The sequence below is a fragment of the Salinivibrio costicola subsp. alcaliphilus genome (assembly GCF_001996185.1).
Lineage (GTDB): Bacteria > Pseudomonadota > Gammaproteobacteria > Enterobacterales > Vibrionaceae > Salinivibrio > Salinivibrio costicola.
The window spans coordinates 64,136-87,489 of record NZ_MUFR01000011.1 but is presented as its reverse complement, the minus strand read 5'-3'; the positions used below and the strand labels follow the sequence as shown (position 1 = coordinate 87,489).

General features: G+C 48.8%; 21 protein-coding genes and 1 tRNA gene. 19 read left to right on the top strand and 3 right to left on the bottom strand.

Annotated elements, in window-relative coordinates; all coding sequences use genetic code 11:
* From BZJ21_RS05615 to purF, 7 genes are all read left to right on the top strand, one after another.
* Positions 1–873 (top strand): FimV/HubP family polar landmark protein (locus tag BZJ21_RS05615; RefSeq protein WP_330359239.1); only part of this gene is annotated, 873 nt, incomplete at its 5' end.
* A gap of 137 nt (positions 874–1,010) precedes the next feature.
* Entirely contained in the window at positions 1,011–1,847 is an 837-nt protein-coding gene (gene truA, locus BZJ21_RS05610; protein ID WP_077669323.1) for a tRNA pseudouridine(38-40) synthase TruA, read from the top strand.
* Positions 1,848–1,963: 116 nt separating this feature from the next.
* Complete coding sequence (gene accD, locus BZJ21_RS05605) at positions 1,964–2,896, top strand: acetyl-CoA carboxylase, carboxyltransferase subunit beta (RefSeq protein WP_077576274.1); 933 nt, start codon at positions 1,964–1,966, stop codon at positions 2,894–2,896.
* A gap of 65 nt (positions 2,897–2,961) precedes the next feature.
* Positions 2,962–4,212 carry a bifunctional tetrahydrofolate synthase/dihydrofolate synthase gene (folC, locus tag BZJ21_RS05600; protein ID WP_077669322.1) on the top strand — a complete coding sequence of 417 codons (1,251 nt, stop codon included), beginning with the start codon at positions 2,962–2,964 and terminating at the stop codon, positions 4,210–4,212.
* Between the two features lie 12 nt (positions 4,213–4,224).
* A complete protein-coding gene (locus BZJ21_RS05595) occupies positions 4,225–4,782 on the top strand; it encodes an SPOR domain-containing protein (RefSeq protein ID WP_077669321.1) in 558 nt (185 codons plus the stop codon).
* Between the two features lie 61 nt (positions 4,783–4,843).
* Positions 4,844–5,341: a CvpA family protein gene (locus BZJ21_RS05590; protein WP_021022877.1), complete on the top strand. Its 498-nt coding sequence runs from the start codon at positions 4,844–4,846 to the stop codon at positions 5,339–5,341.
* Positions 5,342–5,372: 31 nt separating this feature from the next.
* Positions 5,373–6,887, top strand: a complete 1,515-nt coding sequence (gene purF, locus BZJ21_RS05585; protein ID WP_077576276.1) for an amidophosphoribosyltransferase — start codon at positions 5,373–5,375, stop codon at positions 6,885–6,887.
* 55 nt (positions 6,888–6,942) lie between these two features.
* Here the strand turns inward: purF and BZJ21_RS05580 are convergent, their stop codons facing one another.
* Positions 6,943–7,542, bottom strand: coding sequence for a Yip1 family protein (locus BZJ21_RS05580; protein ID WP_077460340.1), 600 nt, complete (start codon positions 7,540–7,542; stop codon positions 6,943–6,945).
* A gap of 508 nt (positions 7,543–8,050) precedes the next feature.
* Between BZJ21_RS05580 and BZJ21_RS05575 the strand changes: the two genes are divergently transcribed.
* Both BZJ21_RS05575 and rfaH read left to right on the top strand, forming a co-directional pair.
* Complete coding sequence (locus BZJ21_RS05575) at positions 8,051–9,106, top strand: response regulator (RefSeq protein WP_077576277.1); 1,056 nt, start codon at positions 8,051–8,053, stop codon at positions 9,104–9,106.
* 160 nt (positions 9,107–9,266) lie between these two features.
* Complete coding sequence (gene rfaH, locus BZJ21_RS05570) at positions 9,267–9,767, top strand: transcription/translation regulatory transformer protein RfaH (protein ID WP_077669320.1); 501 nt, start codon at positions 9,267–9,269, stop codon at positions 9,765–9,767.
* 109 nt (positions 9,768–9,876) lie between these two features.
* On the opposite strand, the gene folD is transcribed toward rfaH, so the two are convergent.
* Positions 9,877–10,737 carry a bifunctional methylenetetrahydrofolate dehydrogenase/methenyltetrahydrofolate cyclohydrolase FolD gene (gene folD, locus BZJ21_RS05565; protein WP_077460343.1) on the bottom strand — a complete coding sequence of 287 codons (861 nt, stop codon included), beginning with the start codon at positions 10,735–10,737 and terminating at the stop codon, positions 9,877–9,879.
* A gap of 298 nt (positions 10,738–11,035) precedes the next feature.
* Between folD and BZJ21_RS05560 the strand changes: the two genes are divergently transcribed.
* From BZJ21_RS05560 to BZJ21_RS05515, 10 genes are all read left to right on the top strand, one after another.
* Positions 11,036–11,112: transfer RNA gene (locus BZJ21_RS05560), tRNA-Arg, on the top strand.
* Positions 11,113–11,452: 340 nt separating this feature from the next.
* Positions 11,453–12,757, top strand: a complete 1,305-nt coding sequence (gene tig / locus BZJ21_RS05555; protein WP_077460344.1) for a trigger factor — start codon at positions 11,453–11,455, stop codon at positions 12,755–12,757.
* Between the two features lie 277 nt (positions 12,758–13,034).
* Positions 13,035–13,658 (top strand): ATP-dependent Clp endopeptidase proteolytic subunit ClpP, encoded by a 624-nt coding sequence (gene clpP, locus BZJ21_RS05550; protein ID WP_021022248.1) that lies wholly within the window; start codon positions 13,035–13,037, stop codon positions 13,656–13,658.
* A 144-nt stretch (positions 13,659–13,802) separates the two neighbouring features.
* A complete protein-coding gene (clpX, locus tag BZJ21_RS05545) occupies positions 13,803–15,080 on the top strand; it encodes an ATP-dependent protease ATP-binding subunit ClpX (protein ID WP_021022249.1) in 1,278 nt (425 codons plus the stop codon).
* Between the two features lie 138 nt (positions 15,081–15,218).
* Complete coding sequence (gene lon / locus BZJ21_RS05540) at positions 15,219–17,591, top strand: endopeptidase La (protein WP_077460345.1); 2,373 nt, start codon at positions 15,219–15,221, stop codon at positions 17,589–17,591.
* A gap of 186 nt (positions 17,592–17,777) precedes the next feature.
* Complete coding sequence (hupB, locus tag BZJ21_RS05535) at positions 17,778–18,053, top strand: nucleoid-associated protein HU-beta (protein WP_077460346.1); 276 nt, start codon at positions 17,778–17,780, stop codon at positions 18,051–18,053.
* A gap of 169 nt (positions 18,054–18,222) precedes the next feature.
* The gene (ppiD, locus tag BZJ21_RS05530) at positions 18,223–20,106 is read left to right on the top strand and encodes a peptidylprolyl isomerase (RefSeq protein ID WP_077669319.1); all 1,884 of its coding nucleotides are present in this window, start codon (positions 18,223–18,225) and stop codon (positions 20,104–20,106) included.
* 212 nt (positions 20,107–20,318) lie between these two features.
* On the top strand, positions 20,319–20,627 hold the full coding sequence (locus BZJ21_RS05525; protein ID WP_021022253.1) for a ComEA family DNA-binding protein: 309 nt from the start codon (positions 20,319–20,321) through the stop codon (positions 20,625–20,627).
* A 110-nt stretch (positions 20,628–20,737) separates the two neighbouring features.
* Positions 20,738–21,340, top strand: coding sequence for a 5'-deoxynucleotidase (gene yfbR / locus BZJ21_RS05520; protein WP_021022254.1), 603 nt, complete (start codon positions 20,738–20,740; stop codon positions 21,338–21,340).
* Positions 21,330–22,685, top strand: a complete 1,356-nt coding sequence (locus BZJ21_RS05515) for an anti-phage deoxyguanosine triphosphatase (protein ID WP_077669318.1) — start codon at positions 21,330–21,332, stop codon at positions 22,683–22,685. Before yfbR ends, BZJ21_RS05515 begins: the two co-directional genes overlap by 11 nt.
* On the opposite strand, the gene BZJ21_RS05510 is transcribed toward BZJ21_RS05515, so the two are convergent.
* Positions 22,675–23,304 carry a tRNA-uridine aminocarboxypropyltransferase gene (locus BZJ21_RS05510; RefSeq protein ID WP_021022256.1) on the bottom strand — a complete coding sequence of 210 codons (630 nt, stop codon included), beginning with the start codon at positions 23,302–23,304 and terminating at the stop codon, positions 22,675–22,677. The genes BZJ21_RS05515 and BZJ21_RS05510 overlap by 11 nt on opposite strands.
* Positions 23,305–23,354: the final 50 nt, after the last annotated feature.

Sequence of the window (23,354 nt, the reverse complement as noted above, 5' to 3'; positions counted from 1 at the left end):
GAGCCAGAGCCAGAGCCAGAGCCAGAGCCAGAGCCAGAGCCAGAGCCAGAGCCAGAGCCAGAGCCAGAGCCAGAGCCAGAGCCAGAGCCCACCTCAAAAGAGGAACGTGATTACACGTTTGATTCTCTATCGTTAGACGATTTGGGTGAGTTTGATGAAAACGATGCGCTAGGGGCGGCACTCGATGAACAACGAGAGCTCGAGTCTTATCTCAATGAGCAGCAAGACAACGCGCCAACCTCTGAGGCGCCCGAGCGCGATACACGCAATATCAGTGATCTGGATGACGATGATCACCAGGTCGGTGGTCTGAATATGGAGGCCTTGCTATCGGAATCCGATGACGATGAGCCTCTCGATCTTTCCGCTTTATCCGACGAAGAAGCAGCGGTTTGGCAAGCCGATAATGAGCCAGAGCCAGAAGCCGAAAGTGAAGATTGGAGCCAACAACCCGCCATTGATCCGGCCTCGCTTGAAACCTTTGAACTGGAACAGGCCTTGGATGATGATCTGCTCGGTGAGGGTGATGCTGAAAGTGAGCTTATCGGCGAAGAGCAGGAAGATGACGACTACATTAGTATCGAAGAGCTTATGCGCGATGACGGCTCGACGCCAGATATTGATCCCGATAAGGCAGAGATGAACCTTGACGTAGGGTTGGATGAATTCCCTGATGTGTTAGAAGACATTAGTGCGATTGATGTTGATGGCGACACCGCCAGCACAGAGGCATCGACCAATCTCGACTTGGCGAAAGCTTACTTGGAAATGAATGATATGGATGGCGCGATTTCCTTATTAGAAAAAGTGATTCAGTCAGGCAATAAGGCCTTGCAGCAAGAGGCTCGGCAACTGCTTGAACAACTTAGGTGACACCACAATCAGGTAGCACAGGCTACCTGATTGCTTATTAGGCCTCAGAATAGACAGTCGATGTTAAGACCTGCAACAGGCCGGCTTTATGGGTATAATGCTGCGCCTTGTTGAGCAGTAACTAAAAAGGCACAGGCATGAGATTCGCGTTAGGCATTGAATATGACGGCGCCCAGTTTTACGGTTGGCAAAGGCAACGAGAAGTCACCAGTGTCCAAGAACACTTGGAAAAGGCCTTGTCGACCGTCGCTAATCACCCTGTGGCAGTACAATGTGCGGGGCGTACCGATTCGGGAGTCCACGGCACCGGACAGGTGGTGCATTTTGATAGCGATAGCCAACGGCCATTAAAAGCCTGGACGATGGGAGTGAATGCAAACTTGCTTGATGCGATTGCCGTACGTTGGGCCACGCCTGTTCCAGACGATTTTCATGCGCGATTCAGTGCGACAGCACGCCGCTATCGCTATGTGATATACAACCACTCTTTGCGCCCAGCGATACTGGGTAAAGGTGTCAGTCACTATCATAGCGAGTTGGATGAAACCTTAATGGCGCGAGCGGGTCAGTACTTACTAGGTGAGAATGATTTCTCGTCATTTCGTGCGGCACAATGTCAATCTCACTCGCCATGGCGGAATGTGATGCATTTATCTGTCACGCGTCAGGGGCGGTTTATCGTGATCGATATAAAAGCGAATGCCTTTGTGCATCACATGGTGCGCAATATCGCGGGCAGCCTCATGGCTGTCGGTCGTAAAGAACAGCCGCCAGAGTGGATCGCATGGCTACTGGCACAGAAAGATCGCACCTTGGCGGCCGCGACGGCCAAAGCGGAAGGTTTGTATTTGGTCGAGGTGGATTATCCGGATCAATATGGCTTACCACGCCCGCCGATAGGGCCTTTGTTTTTGCCCGATCAGGTGATGGAATCCGAGAGCATACTCGGCGCAAAGCGTACGGAGACAGAATAGGTAGTACCAGTTTTTTATCCCAAGTCTGGCAGACTTGTGATTTAATTCGGTCTAATTTGTTACGAATCCAAGATGGTTGTCTAATTGTGATAGCCATGACTAAGTAAAGGTTGTCCATGAGCTGGCTAGAGAAAATATTAACCAAAAGTAATATTGGTTCATCACGCAAGGCGTCGATCCCTGAAGGGGTTTGGACCAAGTGTACGTCGTGTGATCAAGTACTTTATCACGCTGATGTCGAACGTAATTTGGAAGTTTGTCCCAAGTGTGACCACCATATGCGTATGCCAGCACGCCGTCGTCTGGATGTTTTTTTGGATCCTGAAGGACGTGAAGAGATTGCCGGTGAACTGGAGCCTAAAGACGTATTAAAATTTCGTGATTCGAAAAAGTATAAAGATCGCCTGTCAGCCGCGCAAAAGTCCAGTGGGGAAAAAGATGCACTCGTGGTCATGAAAGGCAGTGTGCTAGACGTGCCCGTGATTGCTTGTGCGTTTGAATTTAAGTTCATGGGCGGTTCGATGGGCGCAGTCGTCGGCGCACGGTTTGTTAAAGCGGTCGAGCACGCGATCGAAAACCATTGTGGCCTGGTGTGTTTTTCGGCCAGTGGTGGGGCGCGCATGCAAGAGGCCTTGATGTCATTGATGCAAATGGCGAAAACCAGTGCGGCACTTGAGCGTTTATCGCGTCACAACTTGCCATTCATCTCGGTACTCACTGATCCAACTTACGGTGGGGTGACCGCGAGCTTTGCTATGCTCGGAGACATTAATGTCGCAGAGCCAAAAGCGATTATCGGTTTTGCTGGCCGTCGTGTCATTGAGCAAACCGTACGCGAGAATCTGCCAGACGATTTCCAAACCAGTGAGTTCTTGCTTGAGCATGGTGCGATCGACATGATTGTTGATCGTCGTGAGATGCGCCAGCGTTTGGCGGGCCTATTGGCGAAGCTGGGTAACATTAAGTCGCCATTAGTCGTCGATGTTGAGCAAGATAAACCTCAACCTCCAGAAGAGCCTGAAGTGGCACCTTCCTCTCAAGAGCAATAATTGACCGTGTTCCATGGCGTTATCCTTGGTATCATTTGCGCATCATCGAGTAACTGACCAAGTCAATGTCTGAACTACAGCATCCAACAGCCACATCCTCAATGGATACGTGGCTGTCTTATCTAGAAAATATCCATACCAGTGCCATCGATCTTGGCCTTGAACGCGTCGCGGCAGTTGCGGAGCACGCCCAATTGACCAAGCCTGCGCCTAAAGTGATTACCGTTGCAGGGACCAATGGCAAGGGGACCACCTGCGCCTTATTAGAGGCAATATTACAGCACGCGGGTTACCGTACGGGGGTTTACAGCTCACCACATCTTATTCATTACAATGAGCGGGTCCGTGTCAATGGCGACGTGCTGGCCGATAGTGAGCATACTCAAGCGTTTGAGGTAATTAACCAGGCACGTGGCCAAACCAGTCTGAGCTTTTTTGAATTTGGTACCTTAGCCGCGTTACAGCTATTTAAACATCATGCGCTTGATGTCGTGATCCTCGAAGTGGGTCTCGGTGGCCGTTTAGATGCCACCAATGTGGTGGATCATGACGTATCAGTGATCACCAGTCTCGCGCTCGATCATTGTGATTGGCTGGGCAATGACATTAATCAGATTGGCTATGAAAAAGCAGGCATATTCCGGAAAGATAAACCGGCGATATGTGGTCAGCCTGCGCCACCTGCGAGTGTTGCCGCGCATGCTGATGCGATTGGCGCGCAATTAAATCAGTTAGGCTATCAGTACCACTATGCCATGACAGGTGATACGTGGCGTTGGGCGGCCGGTGCTTTTGAACTGACAGAGCTACCTATTCCGGCTATTCCGCTACAAAATGCGGCAACGGCTTTAATGGCGCTGGGCGTCGCTGACCTCGACATTGCTGATACACACATTACCGAGGGATTAGCGTCTGTCGCGGTTACCGGTCGGATGCAAGTTATTGCTGACGCCCCTTACACGATTTTTGACGTCGCCCATAATCCGCATGCTGCCGCTTACCTAGCAAAGAAACTCGCTGAGCAAAAAGCGAGATTGACAGGACGCGTGCATGCTGTAGTGGCGATGTTAGCAGACAAAGATATAGAGGGTACCTTAGCCTGTTTTGATGGCATTGTGGATTGCTGGTACCCCGCTTCTTTAGCCGTACCTCGTGGCGCGTCAGCCGATAAATTGCCGGTGGTGGCATCGATGCAATTCAGCTCACCGAGTGACGCCTATCAACATGCGTTGAGTCAGGCTGAACCTGAGCGAGACTGTGTGGTCGTATTTGGGTCGTTCCATACCGTTGGGCAGGTGATGGAAACGCTTAATTAAAACGGAGTCATTGTGGCCAGTAAGTTACAAAAAAGAGTGGTCGGCACCCTAGTATTAGTCTCTATCGGTGTGATAGTGCTACCTGATGTGCTCGATGGCAAAAAAGAGCATTACCAAGAAAACTATCAAAGCATCCCCCTGCGGGATGACTTTGATGGCACAGTGAGCCAAATGCCGGTTGAAGAACCCGAGGTGATTGAGGTGACAGCGCCCGATACCCAGGTAAACGATACGCGTTCAGCTGACACAAATGCGCAGGCTGAGACGGAAAAAAGTGACCCAACGCCCACGGCATCAAGTACAGCGTCAGTCAACGACGGAGACAGCGCATGGATGATCCGTTTGGGGACCTTCCGTAACCAAGAGAATGCCAGTCGCTTGGTTAAGCAATTACGTGACAAAGGATATCAAGCACATATCTTACCCAGAGACATTCAACCCGGTGACTTAGCGAAAGTGGTCGTCGGGCCACATGTTTCTAAAACCACACTCGAATCGCAACTGACTGATCTGCAATCGCTGACAGGATTGAAAGGACAGTTGCGCAAATTTGACCCACTTACCCAATAAGAAAACGTTTGCGTGAGCATTTTTTCTGTTAGAATGCGCACGTCTCGAGCAAGTGAATACGATGAATTGGATTGATTATCTTATTATTGGCGTCATTGGTTTTTCGGCGTTAGTGAGCGTGATTCGAGGCTTTGTAAAAGAAGCCTTGTCATTAGTGATTTGGTTTGGGGCATTTTTTATTGCCAGCCAATTCTACACGCAGCTAGCGGTGTATTTGACCAATATCCAAGATGCGGTTATCCGTAATGGTAGTGCCATCGCCTTGTTGTTTATTGCCACCTTATTGGTCGGCGCAGTAGTCAATTATGTGATTGCCCAGTTAGTAGAAAAAACGGGATTGTCTGGCACGGATAGAGTGCTTGGTATGGTGTTTGGCAGTGTGCGCGGCGTGTTAATCATCGCGGCGGTGCTTTTCTTCCTCGATGCCTTTACATCGGTCGCCAACAACCAAGCGTGGGGACAATCGCAACTTATTCCTAACTTTGCGGTAGTGATCGAATGGTTCTTCCACTATCTCGAGAACAGTTCCAGTTTCTTACCTGAGATCGCAGGATCTTAGGCTGATATTCGCGTAACAAGGAATCGCTGACATGTGTGGTATTGTTGGAATCGTTGGTAACACTCCGGTCAATCAGTCCATTTACGATGCACTGACTGTGCTTCAACATCGAGGACAAGATGCAGCCGGCATTGTCACTATCGATGACAATCGTTTCCGGCTTCGAAAAGCCAATGGGTTAGTCCAGGATGTGTTCCAACTGAAGCATATGCAGCGCTTGCAAGGCCAGGTTGGAATAGGGCATGTAAGGTATCCAACAGCGGGCAGCTCTAGTGCATCAGAAGCACAGCCTTTCTATGTCAACTCGCCGTATGGGATTACTCTCGCCCACAATGGTAACTTGACCAATGCTGAGGCGTTGCGCCAATCTTTATTTGAAAAAGATCGTCGTCACCTTAATACAACGTCTGACTCTGAAATTCTCCTCAATGTCCTTGCCCATCAACTGTCGACTGCGACTTCTCATCCTCTTACTGTTGATGATATGTTTACCGCGGTGAAAGCGGTCCATCGACAAGTCTCCGGCGCTTATGCCGTTGTGGCAATGGTGATTGGGCATGGCGTTATCGCTTTTCGTGATCCTAAAGGCATTCGCCCGCTTTGTTTAGGGAAGCGCGATACGCAAACAGGTACCGAGTATATGGTTGCGTCTGAAACCGTTGCATTGGATGCCGTGGGTTTCGATTTCGTGCGTGATGTCTCACCCGGAGAGGCGGTTTATATCACCTTAGAGGGACAACTTCATACCTGTCAGTGTGCGGACTCACCGAGTCTTAACCCTTGCATCTTTGAGTTCGTTTACTTTTCTCGTCCCGACTCATTTATCGATAAAGTATCCGTTTATGGGGCCCGTATTCGTATGGGTCAAAAGCTTGGCGCTAAAATTCAGCGCGAGTGGGAAGACGTGGATATTGATGTCGTCATTCCTATCCCTGAGACATCTTGTGATATCGCGTTAGAAATTGCGCAAGTGCTAGGTAAACCCTACCGCCAAGGCTTTGTTAAAAATCGCTATGTAGGTCGTACGTTTATTATGCCGGGGCAGCAGATGCGTCGAAAATCCGTACGTCGTAAACTCAATGCCATCCGTTCAGAGTTTAAAGACAAGCGCGTACTCTTGGTCGATGATTCGATCGTGCGAGGCACAACCTCAGAGCAGATCATCGAGATGGCACGTGAAGCAGGCGCCAAAGAAGTTTATATGGCCTCCGCGGCCCCCGAAGTGCGCTTCCCCAATGTCTATGGCATTGATATGCCGAGCGCCAACGAGTTGATTGCTCATGGTCGCGAAGTGGATGAAATTGGCCAATTAATTGGTGCCGATGGCTTGGTTTATCAAGATCTGCCTGATCTCGTCGCCGCTGTTGGTGAGGCCAACCCAGCGATTGAGCGCTTCGAAACATCGGTGTTTAGTGGCGAATATGTCACCCAAGATGTGGATCAGGCGTACCTCGAGTATTTACAAAGCTTACGTAGTGATGATGCTAAAACTGTACGAGAGCAGCAACAAGAGCTTGCGAACTTAGAGATACATAACGAAGATTAAATAAATACGCCGCGAGATTATCGCGGCGTATTTGTCTTTTTAGCGAGAGAAGGTCTTAGTGTGTGAAAACAGGCCCCATGCCGACATTCCACAGAATCACGGAGGCGGCAAGGATAGCGACCAACAGGACTAAGCCGCAGGTGACGACGGAGCTTGCATAAATAAAACCGCGCTCTTCAGGGATCTCCATGAGTATCGGCACGCCGGTATACAGCAGATAAACGGAATAAGCGACACCGATCAAGCCGACAATCATGACAAACCATACCACCGGATAGAGCGTTGCAAGCCCGACCATAAAAATCGGCGTCGCCGTGTAAGCGGCCAGCTCAAGGCATTGCGTATAGTTAGGCGCAGAGCCAAATGTTCGACTCATCCACAAGGTTAGGTAGGCAAGGGCAGCAACCCCACCGAGTAACGCTAAATACATAGCACTGGCAATAAAAAGCGCGCTTTGTGGCGTCATGAAAATGGGCTCTCCCGCGCCGATTTGCCAGCCGATATTGACACTCGCGTAGTAGGCACACACAGGTGGGATCAACGCTAACAATAGCGCATGTCCGATGCTACTTGAAACGCCCTCGTGTCGTTCGCCAATTGTTTTCCATTCTTTTTTGGGATGGGTATATAACCCGACTAAGTGACCTAAAATCATAGTAACCCCGCTCGTTATTCCCTAAATATAAACAAAGGTGCAATGGTCGGCGCACGACAGCTGGGTAACGGCTAGCTCGGCTGTGCGAAGACAGATGCCCAAATCTTCTTTCCTTACCTAACGAATAGCTCTTGACATCATAATTGGCAAGTTTTGTGCGCTATAACAACCTTCCTCACGAGGCAAAGGGCGAAGTCGCTCGGAAATAAAGCGAGGAAAATATGCATTATGTGATGATTGTCATGTATTAATTATTGAACATCTCACTTTTAATACAGAGTGGCGTACTCTGGAGTGTTGCTGATTTTTAAGTGTTTTTTATCGTACTCCTTGTTGTACGTTAAGATGCATGTGAGTTTATATTGATAAAATTGTTATTTTAAACAGCTGTTTATTGTTCGCTATCAAATTAAATATCATAAGCAGGCACGGGGTGTCTGAGTTCAGCTACGATTAGTACAGAGCGATTTAAAACAGCCGCTGCTTTGCAGTCAGGGAGGAGAGCGTCGTGTTGCACAGTAAAGATATTTTAATTGTTGAAGATGATCCCGTCTTTAGTCGAATGATTGCCTCGTTTCTTGAAAGAGAAGGTGCGACGGTCCGTGAAGTAGAAAATGGGCTAGAAGGGCTACAAGCATTGAGGCAATCCATCCCTGATTTACTGATCAGCGATCTTTCCATGCCGGTCATGACGGGGCTTGAGTTCGTTGAGGAAGTGAGCCTCGAATACCCGATGCTGCCCATGATTGTGATTTCAGGTACCGGAGGCATGGCCGACGTTGCCCAGGCGCTTCGCTTTGGAGTAAAGGATTTTTTACTCAAGCCCATTGAAGACATCAAATCGGTTAAAAAAGCCATTGAAGCGGTGATTGATGATGCCAACGATGATGTGCATGCCAGTGATGACTTTAGTCAACAGTGGTTTAAAGTGAGTGAAGATGCGGACAAAGGCGCCTCAGAAAGCGAACTAAAATGGCACCTTGATGCGCTACGTCATAATCCTGGCAGTGCGCGAGAGTTGCTGATGGGGTTGATGCCTGATCCAGACTCACAACAAGGCGCGTGGCGTTTGTCATATCACTCGCTGCAATCGGCAGACGCCAACCCTATTGTGCTCGATTATGCTTGGCTGCTCGGCGGGAAAATGGCGTTCTATGTAGTTGACTCAGCGTCAGCTGAAGAAGATGGGACGGCAACGACTTTGATGATTCGGGCCTTTTTTAATGATTTTGTCCGCTCAAGTGATGTGAATGAACGCGGATTCCTGACGCTGGTAAAACGGATTGAAGATGCGATTCGTGCATCGGCTTATACATCACCGGTCCGTGCCATGTTTGGTGTCTTAAACATGGTTGATAGCCAACTTGATATTCTGCCAGCAGGTTTAAAAGCCACGATTGATAGTAGCGGAACCACGAAATTAGTTCGTAGTGAGCATTGGCTAGGTCGCGATGCCTTTAGCAGTGAATTCCAAACTGTGGATATGCAATCAGGCGATGCGCGTGTGTCTTTAAACGAAGTCGGCCTGAATAGCTTTAGCGTTGATATTCAAAAGATTGCCTAATATAGGCCATCAATGATTGTGGTGTCCCGTCATCTCCATATCACCAGTTCAAGCGATGCACGTCCCGCTCTGCTTGCTGGTGATGATTTACATCCGTATACTCACGTCGCTCTGGATGGGTTGTTACCTTACCTTCGATAGATATCAGGGACAGATCGGCATGAAACATTGGTATTTACTTTATTGTAAACGCACGGAACAACAACGTGCGGAACAAAACTTGAAGCGGCAAGGCGTGGACTGTTACTACCCGATAGTCACAGTCGAAAAGTTGCGTCGAGGCAAATACCGGCAAGTTGAAGAACCGCTCTTTCCGAATTACATCTTTGCTTGTTTTGATCCTGAATCGGTTCAATACACGTCTGTTCGCTCTACACGTGGCGTTGTTGATTTTGTTCGCCAAGGTGCGAAGCCGATCCACGTCGATATTCAATTAATTCAACATTTGATGATGATGGAAGACAGTGATGAGCAACGAGAATTACTGTATCAAGGCTTTAAGTCTGGTCAAAAAGTAACCGTTGAGAGTGGCCAGTTTGCTGGGGCTGAAGCGATTTTTAAAGAAAAAGACGGCGAAAAACGCTGTATCCTTTTAATCAAAATACTCAATCAACAAACCGAGTTACGGATCAATAACTCAGATATAAAAGCGTCATGCTAAGCGACTTACGCGTCGTAGAACGTGCCGATAGGTCGTTGTATCAGGCCAAAAAAGATGGGCGAAATCAATGTGTGAAAGCCAATCAAATTGACTTCGCCACCTTGTGATGCTAGCCAACGTCGTGATACTGCTCGCACGCCATGAGTGTGTTTTCAATCAAGGTGGCGACTGTCATAGGGCCGACCCCGCCAGGTACAGGGGTGATATGACTGGCTCTTTCATACGCGACATCGTACTCAATATCCCCGATTAATTTACCGTCATCCATGCGGTTGATGCCCACATCAATCACGATTGCCCCGGGTTTTATCCAATCGCCAGGGATGAACTTAGGTTTACCGACCGCAACCACGAGCACATCGGCTTGTCGAACATGCGTTTCTAAATCTTGGGTAAATCGATGGCAGGTGGTGGTGGTGCAGCCGGCGAGCAACAGCTCCAACGTCATCGGGCGACCGACAATATTGGATGCTCCCACAACCACAGCATGTTTACCACGTAGCGGTACATTATAACGATCGAGAAGAGTAATAATTCCTTTCGGCGTGCACGAGCGTAGTGTCGGCATACGTTGGCACAAGCGGCCCACATTAAAAGGATGAAAACCATCTACATCTTTATCTGGGCGGATTCGTTCCAATACGGACGTGGCATCAATCCCAGCCGGCAACGGCAGTTGAACGAGAATACCATCAATGCAGTCATCGTCATTCAAAGTGTCAATCAACGAGAGTAGCTCATGCTGTGAGCAAGAGGCTGGGAGGTCATAGGAGCGTGATACAAATCCGACTTCGTCACAGACTCGGCGTTTACTCCCCACGTAAACTTGTGATGCAGGGTCCGAGCCGACCAAAATAACGGCTAAACCAGGTGCGCGGCGACCTGCCTCTGTGCGGGCGGCGACGCGTGCAGCGACCTCACGACGCACCGTTTGCGCGATCAGCTTTCCATCAATCAATTGTGCGGCCATAACTATCCTTTGGCTAAAGCAATATTCGTCAGTATTGTGACAAAAATCGCGGCTAAAAGCTATTACGCAAACGTTTGCTTTGGTTTTGATGGCGGAATATGCCAGATATCCTATTGAGAGAGAATATCACGTCATTGTCTAGCCCTTCGCGTCATTAGGTTGGCAAAGTGGCCCAAAAAAGCGATAGACGGTGATTGACAATAAAATGGCGCGGTTTTGAGCAACTAGGTCAACATTTTAGGGAAAAGCGTTGACGGGACCTGACGTCGCTTTATAATCCACGCTGCATATCGTTATTGCGCCCTTAGCTCAGTTGGATAGAGCAACGGCCTTCTAAGCCGTGGGTCACAGGTTCGAATCCTGTAGGGCGCGCCATTCTTATGCGTCTCCCCGTATTTGCCTTGTCTGAGTGCTCTGAAAATAATCAATCGCGCATAAAACAGTAAAATCTGTGATCTTACGCGGTTGAATTGTGAGATATCACCCCAATTTCGATATTGAAACGCCATCGGTTGCCCCTTGTCTCGACTCAGTTGACGGGTGCCGCTATAATAGCGCGTCTTAATTTTCAGTCTCGGATGAGATAGCTCGATACGCCAATTGCGTGTATCCGGATTCGCAGGGGCTATGACGGACTCATAGCTCGGATGATGCCACCAGTCAAACTGGTAAACATCACTCAGTACCCCTGAGTAAATTTGAGGTTAAATTTATAATGCAAGTTACCGTTGAAACCACCGAAGGCCTTAAGCGCCAAATGACCATCACAGTGCCTGCTGCCAATATCGATGATGCAGTCACTAAAGAGCTACGCAATATCGCTAAGAATCGTCGTTTTGATGGTTTCCGTAAAGGTAAAGCGCCATTGAAAATGGTGTCACGTATGTACGGTGATACCGTGCGTCAAGACGTGCTGGGCGAAGTGATGCAGCGTCACTTTATTGAAGCGATGATCCAGGAAAAAGTGAACCCAGCGGGCGCACCAACCTTTACCCCTGTAGAGAACGAAGCAGGAAAAGATCTGGTATTTAAAGCTGACTTTGAAGTGTATCCAGAGGTTGAGCTACAAGGCCTAGACGCGATCAGCGTCGAAAAGCCAAAAGCCGACGTACAAGAAAGCGACGTTGAAGAAATGCTCACCACCTTGCGCAAGCAACAAGCGAGCTGGGTAGAAGCAGAAGGTGAAGCGAAAGATAACAGCCGTGTGACGCTGGACTTCGTCGGCACCATCGACGGTGAAGAATTTGAAGGCGGCAAAGCCGAAGGCTTCCAGCTAGAAATGGGTCAGGGTCGCATGATCCCAGGCTTTGAAGACGGTCTTGTCGGCAAAAAAGCGGGCGAAGAATTCACCATCGACGTGAACTTCCCTGAAGACTACCATGCTGAAAACTTGAAAGGCAAAGCGGCTCAGTTCGCGATTAAACTGCATCAAGTAGAAGAGCAAGAGCTACCCGAGCTAACAGAAGAATTCGTTCAGCGCTTCGGCATTGCAGATGGCAGTGTTGAAGGCCTGAAAGCGGAAGTACGCAAAAACATGGATCGCGAACTCAAGCAAGCGATCAAAAACAAGGTAAAAGAACAAGTACTGGACGGTCTGGTTGAGCAAAACCAAATCGACGTACCGTCAGCCTTGATTGACCAAGAAATTGGCACATTGCGTCAGCAAGCGGCACAACGTTTTGGTGGCAACATGGATAGCGCTTCTCAGCTACCGCGTGAGCTATTTGAAGAGCAAGCGAAGCGTCGTGTTAGCGTCGGCCTGCTGCTTGGCGAAGTGATCAAGTCTGAAGAGCTTAAAGCCGATGATGAGCGCGTTAAAGCACTGATCGAAGAAATGGCGTCTGCGTATGAAGACCCATCAGAAGTTGTCGCTTACTATGAAAAAGACGAGAAGCTGATGGAAAATATGCGTAACGTTGCGCTTGAAGAGCAAGCGATCGATGCGTTATTAGCAAAAGCAACCGTTACTGAAGCTGAAGTCGGTTTCAGTGATCTAATGAACGCTTCTCAGCAAGCGTAATTCGGATTAAAAAACGTCTGTGTTTTATTGACACTGCGTAAACGTATCTGCTTACAATGGCCCTAATGACTTGTCATTCGGGCCATTTTTTCCATCTATTGGTCGCAATGGTGATGAAACCAATCGACGTTAGAGAGCCTTGTTTTTAAGTAAAAACTCTCGATGGATCATCAAGCTGCATACACCGATATAAGATTTTAGTGACCTGTTACAGCATTTTGTGCTAAACCTTGGTTAAGGCAAGAGTGATAACAAATTCGATTAGGGATATTACGTTATGAGCCATCAAGATAGAAATGCCATGCCACCCATTACGGACGCCCTTGTCCCTATGGTGGTGGAACAAACCTCGCGCGGTGAGCGCTCTTACGATATTTACTCTCGCCTACTCAAAGAACGCATTATCTTCCTGACAGGGCAAGTGGAAGACCAAATGGCGAACTTGATTGTGGCGCAGATGCTGTTCTTGGAATCTGAGAACCCAGAAAAAGACATTTATCTGTATATTAACTCACCAGGCGGCGTGGTGACTGCGGGGATGGCGATTTATGACACCATGCAGTTTATTAAACCGGACGTGAGCACCTTATGTACAGGCCAAGCCTGTTCGATGGGCTCTTTCCTGCTTGCGGGTGGCGCCAAAGGTAAGCGTTATTGTTTACCAAACTCGCGCGTGATGATTCACCAGCCGCTAGGGGGCTTCCAAGGCCAGGCGTCTGATATTGAAATTCATGCGCAGGAAATGATCAAAACGAAGCACCGTCTCAACACTATATTGGCTGAACATACTGGCCAGCCGATGGAAGTGATCGAGCGCGATACTGACCGTGATAATTTCATGGCGGCGCAAGAAGCGGTGGACTATGGCTTAGTTGACGCCGTATTGAGTCAACGAGACTAAACCCAATTCGCCGCAGAGCGTTGAAATGAGACAAACTTCGCTCATTAGCCAAGGCTTGATGGTTGTTGGGTCGGAAAAAGTGGCCGATTTGTTGTAAACTCAACATAAGGCAACGACGGGCAAGTGCCCCAAAGAGGTTAGCGAATGACAGACAAGCGAAAAGACGGTGGAAGCGGAAAGCTGCTTTACTGCTCATTCTGTGGTAAGAGCCAACACGAAGTTCGCAAGTTAATTGCTGGGCCATCGGTCTACATTTGTGACGAATGTGTTGACCTATGTAATGACATTATCCGTGAAGAGATCAAAGAAGTGATGCCGAAGCGTGAAGGTGATTCTTTACCTGCGCCAAGCGAAATTCGCGAGCATCTGGACGATTATGTCATTGGCCAAGAGCAAGCTAAAAAAGTGCTTTCGGTTGCGGTATACAACCACTACAAACGCTTGCGAAACGGCGATAAAAGCGCCGAGGGCGTGGAGCTAGGTAAGAGTAATATCCTGCTGATTGGCCCCACAGGGAGTGGTAAAACACTGCTGGCTGAAACTCTCGCCCGCTTCTTGGATGTGCCATTTACGATGGCTGATGCAACGACATTAACCGAAGCCGGTTATGTGGGTGAAGACGTCGAAAATATCATCCAAAAGCTGCTGCAAAAGTGTGACTACGACGTCGCTAAAGCAGAGCGCGGCATCGTGTATATCGATGAAATCGACAAGGTGTCACGTAAATCGGATAATCCATCGATTACCCGTGATGTTTCTGGCGAAGGCGTACAGCAAGCCCTGCTTAAACTGGTCGAGGGAACGGTTGCATCGATCCCGCCACAAGGTGGGCGTAAACATCCACAACAAGAGTTTCTCCAGGTTGATACCTCGAAAATTCTATTTATTTGTGGTGGTGCGTTTGCAGGACTAGACAAAGTGGTGGAGCAGCGTGTTGATACCGGCTCTGGCATTGGTTTTGGCGCGCAAGTAAAAGGCGCGACTGATCGGTCAGTCGACGAGTTCTTCGGCAAAGTAGAACCAGAAGATATGGTTAAATATGGCCTGATCCCTGAGTTCATCGGCCGTTTGCCAGTGACTGCTGTGCTTAGAGAGCTTGATGAAGACGCACTCGTACAGATTTTGCGTGAGCCAAAAAATGCCATCACCAAACAATACAGCGCGCTGCTTGAGCTGGATGGTGTCGAGCTTGAGTTCCGTGATGACGCCCTACGTGCGATCGCCAAAAAAGCGATGACCCGCAAAACAGGTGCACGAGGTTTGCGTTCGATTGTGGAATCTGTGCTGCTAGATACTATGTATGATCTGCCATCCATGAAAGGGGTGACCAAGGTCGTCATTGATGACTCAGTGATCCGAGGCGAATCCGCACCTCTATTGATGTATGAACACACTGAGAATCAAGCCGCAGGCGGTGAATAACGCTTTCACTTGTTTTATCAGCGATAAAGAAAAAAGGGAGTTATCACTCCCTTTTTTATTTTCTGACGGTTGAGCCGTTGAAACCTGTCCAACAGACCCCATATACTCTTAATCAGATTGAACGGAAGAGAGAAGCATATGAACTTGGAGCGTTCCGAGCGCATTGACATTCCGGTGCTGCCACTTCGGGATGTGGTGGTTTATCCTCACATGGTGATCCCGCTCTTTGTGGGAAGGGAAAAGTCGATACGCTGCCTTGAAGCGGCGATGGACAACGATAAGCAGATTCTATTGGTGGCGCAAAAAGATGCGGCAACCGATGACCCAAGTATCTCAGATTTATATACCGTTGGTACGGTAGCAACCATCCTACAGCTTCTTAAACTTCCAGACGGAACGGTAAAAGTTCTGGTCGAAGGGATGCAGCGTGCAAGTATTGACCAGTTTAGTGAAGACGATTTCTTCACCGCGCAAGCTGATTATCTAACCACGCCAAGTTTGGATGAGCGCGAGCAAGAAGTTCTGGTACGGACGGCGATCAGCCAGTTTGAAGGCTTTATTAAGCTCAATAAAAAGATTCCGCCGGAAGTACTGACGTCGCTAAATGGGATTGAAGAGGCGGCCCGTCTCGCTGATACCATTGCGGCCCATATGCCGCTTAAGCTTGAAGATAAGCAACAAGTTCTTGAGCTTGTTGATATTTCCGAGCGTCTAGAATATCTGATGACGATGATGGAATCTGAGATTGACTTGCTGCAAGTCGAAAAGCGGATCCGTGGTCGCGTCAAAAAACAGATGGAAAAAAGCCAGCGCGAGTATTATCTCAACGAGCAAATGAAGGCCATCCAGAAAGAACTGGGTGAGCTAGACGATGCGCCGGATGAGTTTGAAACGCTGAAGCAGAAAATCGAAGAATCAAAAATGCCGCAGGAAGCACGGGAAAAAACCGAGCAAGAACTGCAAAAGCTTAAAATGATGTCGCCGATGTCTGCCGAAGCCACAGTGGTACGCAGTTATATTGACTGGATGATCAGCGTACCTTGGGCGAAACGCTCGAAAGTGAAGAAAGATTTAGCGCGCGCTGAAGAAGTATTGAATGCCGATCATTACGGCCTTGAGCGTGTCAAAGACCGGATTTTGGAGTATCTTGCGGTTCAAAACCGGATGAAAAAACTAAAAGGTCCGATTCTTTGTTTAGTCGGCCCTCCGGGGGTCGGTAAAACGTCTTTGGGGCAATCTATCGCTCGGGCGACGGGACGTAAATATACCCGTATGGCACTGGGCGGGGTTCGCGATGAAGCGGAAATCCGAGGTCACCGTCGTACCTACATCGGTTCGTTGCCCGGTAAATTGATCCAGAAAATGTCAAAAGTTGGCGTGCGTAACCCACTATTTTTGTTGGATGAGATCGATAAAGTCTCCTCCGACATGCGTGGCGATCCTTCCTCTGCGTTGTTAGAAGTGTTGGATCCCGAACAAAATAACGCCTTCAACGATCATTACTTAGAAGTGGACTATGACCTTTCTGATGTAATGTTTGTAGCAACATCGAACTCGATGAATATCCCTGGCCCATTGTTGGATCGGATGGAAGTGATTCGTCTATCGGGTTACACCGAAGATGAAAAATTGAATATTGCCAAGCGTCATTTAGTGGATAAACAAGTTTCACGGAATGGTTTGAAGCCGCACGAGATCACTATCGAAGACTCGGCGATTATCGGCATTATTCGTTACTACACTCGTGAAGCGGGCGTGCGTAATCTAGAGCGTGAAATTTCTAAGCTGTGCCGTAAAACGGTTAAAGAAATTTTGCTCGATAAAGACCTAACGCAAGTCACGGTAACCAATGACAATCTATCCGACTATTTGGGTGTGCGTCGCTTCGATTATGGTAAAGCCGATGAGCAAAATCGTATCGGTCAAGTTACCGGTCTCGCTTGGACCGAAGTGGGCGGTGATCTGTTAACGATTGAAACCGAGTCCATGCCTGGTAAAGGTAAACTGACACATACCGGCTCATTGGGTGATGTGATGCAAGAATCGGTGCAAGCGGCCATGACAGTGGTGCGTAGCCGAGCCGATAAGTTGGGGATTAATAGCGACTTCTATGAAAAGCGTGACATCCATGTGCACGTTCCAGAAGGTGCGACACCGAAAGACGGCCCCAGCGCGGGCATCGCGATGTGTACAGCTTTGGTCTCAAGCCTCACGGGTAACTCAGTGCGCTCCGACGTAGCGATGACTGGCGAAATCACGCTGCGCGGCGAAGTGCTTCCGATTGGTGGATTGAAAGAGAAGCTGCTAGCGGCACGGCGCGGTGGGATCAAAACGGTGGTGATTCCAAAAGAAAATGAGCGTGACTTGGAAGACATTCCAGCCAATGTGAAAGAAGAATTATCGATTCATCCAGTACGATGGATTGATGACGTGTTAACCATTGCATTAGTGAATAATCCGCTTGGGATTGAGCTGGTTGACGCTGAAAAGAGTGACATGCAGCAAAATTAAGCAACGTAAAACGCTGACAGACCGCAAAAGGCTTGTCAGCGTTTTTTTTGCTCGCTAACGTTGCTCTGGCGTACTGTCTGCATGGGGCAGGCAGTTGCTTACAACGTCTTGCGTCGACAAAGCGTCTGTTATTGAAACCGCAATGCGCATAGGATTTGCGGAGAAGTTATTTAAGGGGATGAAAAAGTGAATAAGTCGGAACTGATTGATCATATTGCAGAGAGTGCTGATATTTCTAAAGCCTCGGCGGGGCGAGCACTGGATGCGTTCGTAGACTCTGTCTCTGACACACTCAAGTCAGGTGATCAAGTCGCACTCGTCGGTTTTGGTACCTTCTCAGTGCGCGAACGTGCCGCACGTAAGGGACGCAACCCGCAAACCGGTGCTGAAATTGATATTGCCGCTGCAAAAGTACCGGGCTTTAAAGCCGGTAAAGCGTTAAAAGACGCGGTAAACGAGTAATTATCACGTGAGGTCGTGCCGAATTATTCGCGTTTGACAGGGTGTTGGAGCTGCAAAGCCACTAACAACCGCGTATAATTCGGTGCACAAGAGCGTAAAGGCGCATCAAAAGATGCGCCTTTTTAGTTGAAAAACAACCAGTCCAAACCAGTTGGAGTACCGGCCCGTTATGATGGAACGTATACGCGAAGGCACCAATAGTCTTCCGGTTAAGATCATTTTAAGCCTTATTATCTTTTCCTTTGCTTTTGCCGGTGTCGGTAGTTATCTGGCCGGTGGATCTACACCGCCTGCTGCAACCGTCGGTGATAAAGAAATTAGCCGAGCGGAACTGGATCGCGCGTATCAAAATGAGCGTGCACGTATGCAGCAACAAGCGGGCGAGCAATTCAATCAGCTTCTCGGTAACCCCGAATACGTAAAACGTTTTCGCCAAAATATTCTTGATCGTATGGTGAATGACTTGCTTTTAGAGCACGAAGCCAGTGAATTAGGATTACGCGTCAGTGACGCACAAGTGAAAGCGGCGATCCGTGCCATGCCTCAATTCCGTCAGGCGGGTCAGTTTAATAACGAGCGTTATCAAGCGGCATTGCGTCAAACCGGTATGAGTGCAGATGAATTTGCTAACTATATGCGCACGGATTTAATGCGCCAGCAGTTGGTCAATGGCTTACAAACAACTGCATTCGTATTACCTAGCGAACTGGAAAGCTTATACCGTCTCGAAGCACAGAGCCGTGAAGTGCGCACTTTAACCTTGCCAGTTGAGGACTTTGCCAACCAGGTGTCGTTAACGGATGAGGAGCTGGAAGCCTATTACCAAGCGAATCGTGATGATTATATTCAACCACGTATGGTGAAAGTCGCGTATGTGGAATTAACCGGTGAAGGGCTAGCCAGTGACATTCAAGTCACGGATGAAGACATTGCCACTTACTACCAAGACAACCAATCTCAGTATGGCTCACAAGAGCGCCGTAAGGTTAGCCACATCTTAATTGAAGGAATAGGAGACGACGCCAAAGCTCGTGCTCAACAAGCGTTAGATCGCCTCAAGCAAGGTGAAGCGTTTGCGACCTTGGTCAAGGAAGTTTCTGATGACACCTTTAGTGCCGAGCAAAACGGATCATTGGATTGGATCGAACCCGGTGTGATGGATCCTGCGTTTGAAAAAGCCGCTTACGCACTGGCGCAAAAAGGCGATATTAGTGGCTTAGTTAAATCTGATTTCGGCTATCATATCATTCGCTTAGATGATATTGACCCAGCCGATGTTACGCCATTGTCTGACGTAAAAGACGACATTCGTCTTGCTCTGCAACAAGAGCAAGCGGCGGATCGTTTCTATGCACAGTCAACGCAACTGGCTGAAGTAGCGTTTGAAGAGGCGAATGGCCTTGAGCCAGCCGCAGAGGCGGTGAATGCGAAGGTGCAGTTTACGGATTACTTTGCGCTCGATAATGCCCAAGGCTTAATGGCGCGCCCTCAAATCCAGCAAGCGCTTGATAGCTATGATGTGCGTGAAAATGGCCTTAACTCTGAGCTGATTGAGCTGTCAGGTGAGCACGCGATTGTGGTGCGTCTCGACGATGTGAAGCCTGAAAAGCAATTGAGTTTTGCCGAAGTAAAAGACCAAGTGCAGGCGACGCTCGCGGTAGAAAAAGGCCGTCAGCAGGCGCAAGAAAAAGCGGACCAATTGGTCGCGCAACTTGAGCAGACCGGTACGCTAGATCAGCGTGATTATGTGTTCAGTGATGCGCAAGTGATCAATCGTGTTTCTCAGCAGCAAGCGGTGTCGGAGCTCGCTTTCTCGTTGCCTCAGCCTAACGAAACAGGCGCAAGTTATGGGGTGACGCAGAACCGTCAGGGCGATATTGTGGTGGTTGCGCTGGATAACGTGATTAACCCTGCGATGCCAGACATTAGCCCACAAAGCCAAATGGCCGATCGCGTTGCACGTGCGATGAGCAATATGTCTTTGTCTGCCACACTCGAAGCGCTGCGTGAGCAAGTGGATGTGACTTATGCAGAGGTTGACGCACAACAATAAGCGAGAGCAGTGAGCGTTTAAACGCGAGAAAGCGCTCAGCGTGAGCGCTTAACAGGATCGCAGAGAGTTAGACGTCTCTCGCATTCGTTTGTGTGAAAATAGAAAAACGACGCTAGGATTTTGTCCTGCGTCGTTTTTCTGTTTGCGGGGACATGAAAAGGCGCAAGCAGTGATTTACCGTGTCGGCGATATTGATGACATGGAGATCAAAAATGAAACACCTACTATCCAGTATTCTATTTGTGTTGGCACTGGTGACTGCGCCCACTGTGCTAAGCGCCAGTCAAGATGCGTCTCAGTCCTCTGAACAGGTTGAGACGCGCTCGGTGGATATTAACACTGCCAGTGTACAAATCCTCTCAGAGCAGCTCCGCGGTATTGGCCCTGCCAAAGCGAAAGCCATCGTCGACTATCGCCAGAAACACGGAAAGTTCGCCTCACCAGACGATTTAGTCGAAGTAAAAGGCATTGGCGCATCGACATTGGAGAAAAACCGCGACCGGATTAACGTGTCGTCATAGTGATGGAGAGTTCAGCGCAAAGACGTCACCGTCTTTGCGCGAATAATCCTTGTGTCTGCCGGCCGGAATGCACACAATGAAATCTGGTTGTAGGAAAGTAGCAGGACGCAATGACTCACAAACAAAGTCACTTTTTTGCTCATCTTGCCCGGATGAAGCTGATTTACCGTTGGCCTTTGATGCGCAATGTTTCCGTCGAAAATATCTCTGAACACAGTTTACAAGTCGCGTTTGTCGCCCACGCCTTAGCGCTTATTCACAATAAACGTTTTGAAGGGCAGTACCAGCCAGAACGTATTGCGGTACTGGCGATGTTTCATGACTGTAGCGAAGTCATCACAGGCGATTTACCCACCCCGGTCAAATACTTTAATCCGTCGATTGCCGCTGAATATAAAAAAATCGAGAAAATGGCGGAGAAAAAGTTGATCGCCATGCTGCCGCCAGAGCTGCAGGATGAATACAGCGGGTTAATTGATTCAGACCATATTGATCCAGATGATTATTTGTTGGTGAAACAAGCGGATATTTTATGTGCTTACTTAAAGTGTTTGGAAGAAATCGCCGCCGGTAATCATGAATTTGAGCAAGCCAAGAAGCGACTTGAAGCATCACTAGAAAAGCGTCGTTCGCCAGCCACCGATTACTTTATGGCCACCTTCGTGGATAGCTTCACCTTATCGCTGGATGAGATCAGTGACGATGGATTTTGAACTACCAGATACCTGGCAAACACGCCAGATGAGCAATGAGAACAAGAAGCGCCGTCACGATAAGCGTACCGTTTATCAGCGTGACCGTGCGCGTATTTTACATTCAGCCGCATTTCGTCGCTTACAAGCCAAAACACAGGTGTTGGGGGCTGAGCATAGCGACTTTTATCGCACCCGTTTAACCCACTCGCTCGAGGTATCACAAATTGGCACCGGCATTGTTGCGCAGCTTAAAGAAAGACAGCCTGAGTTTCGGCCACTTTTACCGTCCACTGGGCTGATGGAAAGCTTATGTCTTGCCCATGACATTGGCCACCCGCCATACGGGCACGGTGGTGAAGTGGCATTAAATTATATGATGCGAAACGACGGTGGCTTCGAAGGCAATGCCCAGACATTTCGGGCCGTGACGCTGCTTGAACCTTATACCCAACATCATGGCATGAACTTGGCGCGTCGCACTTTGCTGGGCGTAATGAAATACCCCGCGTTTATCAGCGCCGCACACAATGGTTCACAGCCAACGCCTGTCAGCGACTTTCGTCATCTTAAAGCGCGTGATTGGCAACCTGCTAAAGGTATTTATGATCATGACAGTGTACGCCGAAACTGGGTACTTGAGCCGTTCAGTGCCGCCGATCGGGCGTTATTTTTGACGTTCAGAGACAACACGCCTGCTGACCAGCATCGCAAGACGCGTTATAAGTCGTTGGATTGCTCCATTATGGAGTTAGCGGATGACATCGCTTATGGTGTCCATGATCTGGAAGATGCAATTGTGATGGGATTGGTCACCCGCGAACAATGGCAAGAGGCTGTGGCAAGTTATATCGCTGAATGCGGTGATCCTTGGTTAGAAGCCAATATTGGTGAACTGAGCGAACAAATGTTCGGTCCTCCGTATGAGCGCAAAGATGCGATCGGAGCCTTGGTCAACACCTTATTAACCTCCGTCGAGGTGACCCCGACGGTTCAAGATGGAACCTACCGCTTTACGTCTCCTTTGTTAGCCTGGAACGCCTATCTAACCGAGGTGATGGCTGGCGTGCTGGAGGTACTGAAGCGATTTGTCAGTGAATTTGTAGTGAAGCAGCCTGAGCTTCAGGTGGTTGAGTATAAAGGTCAGCAATTGGTGATGGAGTTGTTTGACGCTTTTGCCTCTGATCCCGAGCGCCTGTTGCCTAAAGACTATCGACAAGATTGGTTAACAGCACAAACCGCAGGGGAGTCGGGCATGCGCGTGATTGCCGATTACTTATCGTCGATGACAGACAGTTTTGCCCAGAAGCTACACAGCACCATGTTTACCGCCGCGAGCAACGGTCCTTTGTACGCTATTCGCTAGGACGGGGATGATTGGATGATACCGGCATAAAGGCAAGCTGGCGTTCGATCATCGCCTCAAAGCTTGTGAGTAAGGGCTGATAATGTTCACGATCACCACTTAACTCACTCAGTGCAGCAAATCCGGCCTCAAGGGTCGAAAGGGCCCCTAGCTTACTACTTTTGCGGATGGTGTATTGGCTCGGTGGCATGGTGGTAATCTTGACTGTGGGTAAATCATGGAGATTCTTTGATAACTGATACAGTTTGTAAGCTTTTTTCCATGTTCCGTCGAGTAATATGATCCCCCATGGTATCTCGCGGCCGCTTTCTTTGGCTGATGCTAATGGCTTGGTCAGCGATGATAGAGCGATAGCATGCTCGCCCGGATATAACACTGCGTAGCGGCGCTGGGACCGTGCGAGCCTTTCATTCAGCGCGCGGTGCTCGCTAAAATCTTCTCCTATCCAACGCTCACAATGCTCTAATGCTAACGCGAGTAAACAAGCACTGTTTTTCGGGTGCGAGACTTCATCGGGATGCTGCAAGATAATCACCGGGATTGTATTGGTGATTGGTGTAATGGCATCGCATACGCAAATGGCTTTCGCTTTATGGCAAGATGAGCAGTATCGAGACATGATGGTCACTGTTTAATAACGGAATCAAGCAGCGTTTTACCGCTGCTTGA

Bases quoted from the DNA above. Each gene is read 5' to 3' on its own strand.
- BZJ21_RS05525 (WP_021022253.1), top strand. From the start codon at position 20,319: ATGAAACACCTACTATCCAGTATTCTATTTGTGTTGGCACTGGTGACT.
- folD (WP_077460343.1), bottom strand. From the start codon at position 10,737: ATGGCCGCACAATTGATTGATGGAAAGCTGATCGCGCAAACGGTGCGT.
- BZJ21_RS05515 (WP_077669318.1), top strand. From the start codon at position 21,330: ATGGATTTTGAACTACCAGATACCTGGCAAACACGCCAGATGAGCAAT.
- truA (WP_077669323.1), top strand. From the start codon at position 1,011: ATGAGATTCGCGTTAGGCATTGAATATGACGGCGCCCAGTTTTACGGT.
- tig (WP_077460344.1), top strand. From the start codon at position 11,453: ATGCAAGTTACCGTTGAAACCACCGAAGGCCTTAAGCGCCAAATGACC.
- accD (WP_077576274.1), top strand. From the start codon at position 1,964: ATGAGCTGGCTAGAGAAAATATTAACCAAAAGTAATATTGGTTCATCA.
- BZJ21_RS05510 (WP_021022256.1), bottom strand. From the start codon at position 23,304: ATGTCTCGATACTGCTCATCTTGCCATAAAGCGAAAGCCATTTGCGTA.
- yfbR (WP_021022254.1), top strand. From the start codon at position 20,738: ATGACTCACAAACAAAGTCACTTTTTTGCTCATCTTGCCCGGATGAAG.
- clpX (WP_021022249.1), top strand. From the start codon at position 13,803: ATGACAGACAAGCGAAAAGACGGTGGAAGCGGAAAGCTGCTTTACTGC.
- ppiD (WP_077669319.1), top strand. From the start codon at position 18,223: ATGATGGAACGTATACGCGAAGGCACCAATAGTCTTCCGGTTAAGATC.
- purF (WP_077576276.1), top strand. From the start codon at position 5,373: ATGTGTGGTATTGTTGGAATCGTTGGTAACACTCCGGTCAATCAGTCC.
- BZJ21_RS05590 (WP_021022877.1), top strand. From the start codon at position 4,844: ATGAATTGGATTGATTATCTTATTATTGGCGTCATTGGTTTTTCGGCG.
- rfaH (WP_077669320.1), top strand. From the start codon at position 9,267: ATGAAACATTGGTATTTACTTTATTGTAAACGCACGGAACAACAACGT.
- folC (WP_077669322.1), top strand. From the start codon at position 2,962: ATGTCTGAACTACAGCATCCAACAGCCACATCCTCAATGGATACGTGG.
- BZJ21_RS05580 (WP_077460340.1), bottom strand. From the start codon at position 7,542: ATGATTTTAGGTCACTTAGTCGGGTTATATACCCATCCCAAAAAAGAA.
- clpP (WP_021022248.1), top strand. From the start codon at position 13,035: ATGAGCCATCAAGATAGAAATGCCATGCCACCCATTACGGACGCCCTT.
- lon (WP_077460345.1), top strand. From the start codon at position 15,219: ATGAACTTGGAGCGTTCCGAGCGCATTGACATTCCGGTGCTGCCACTT.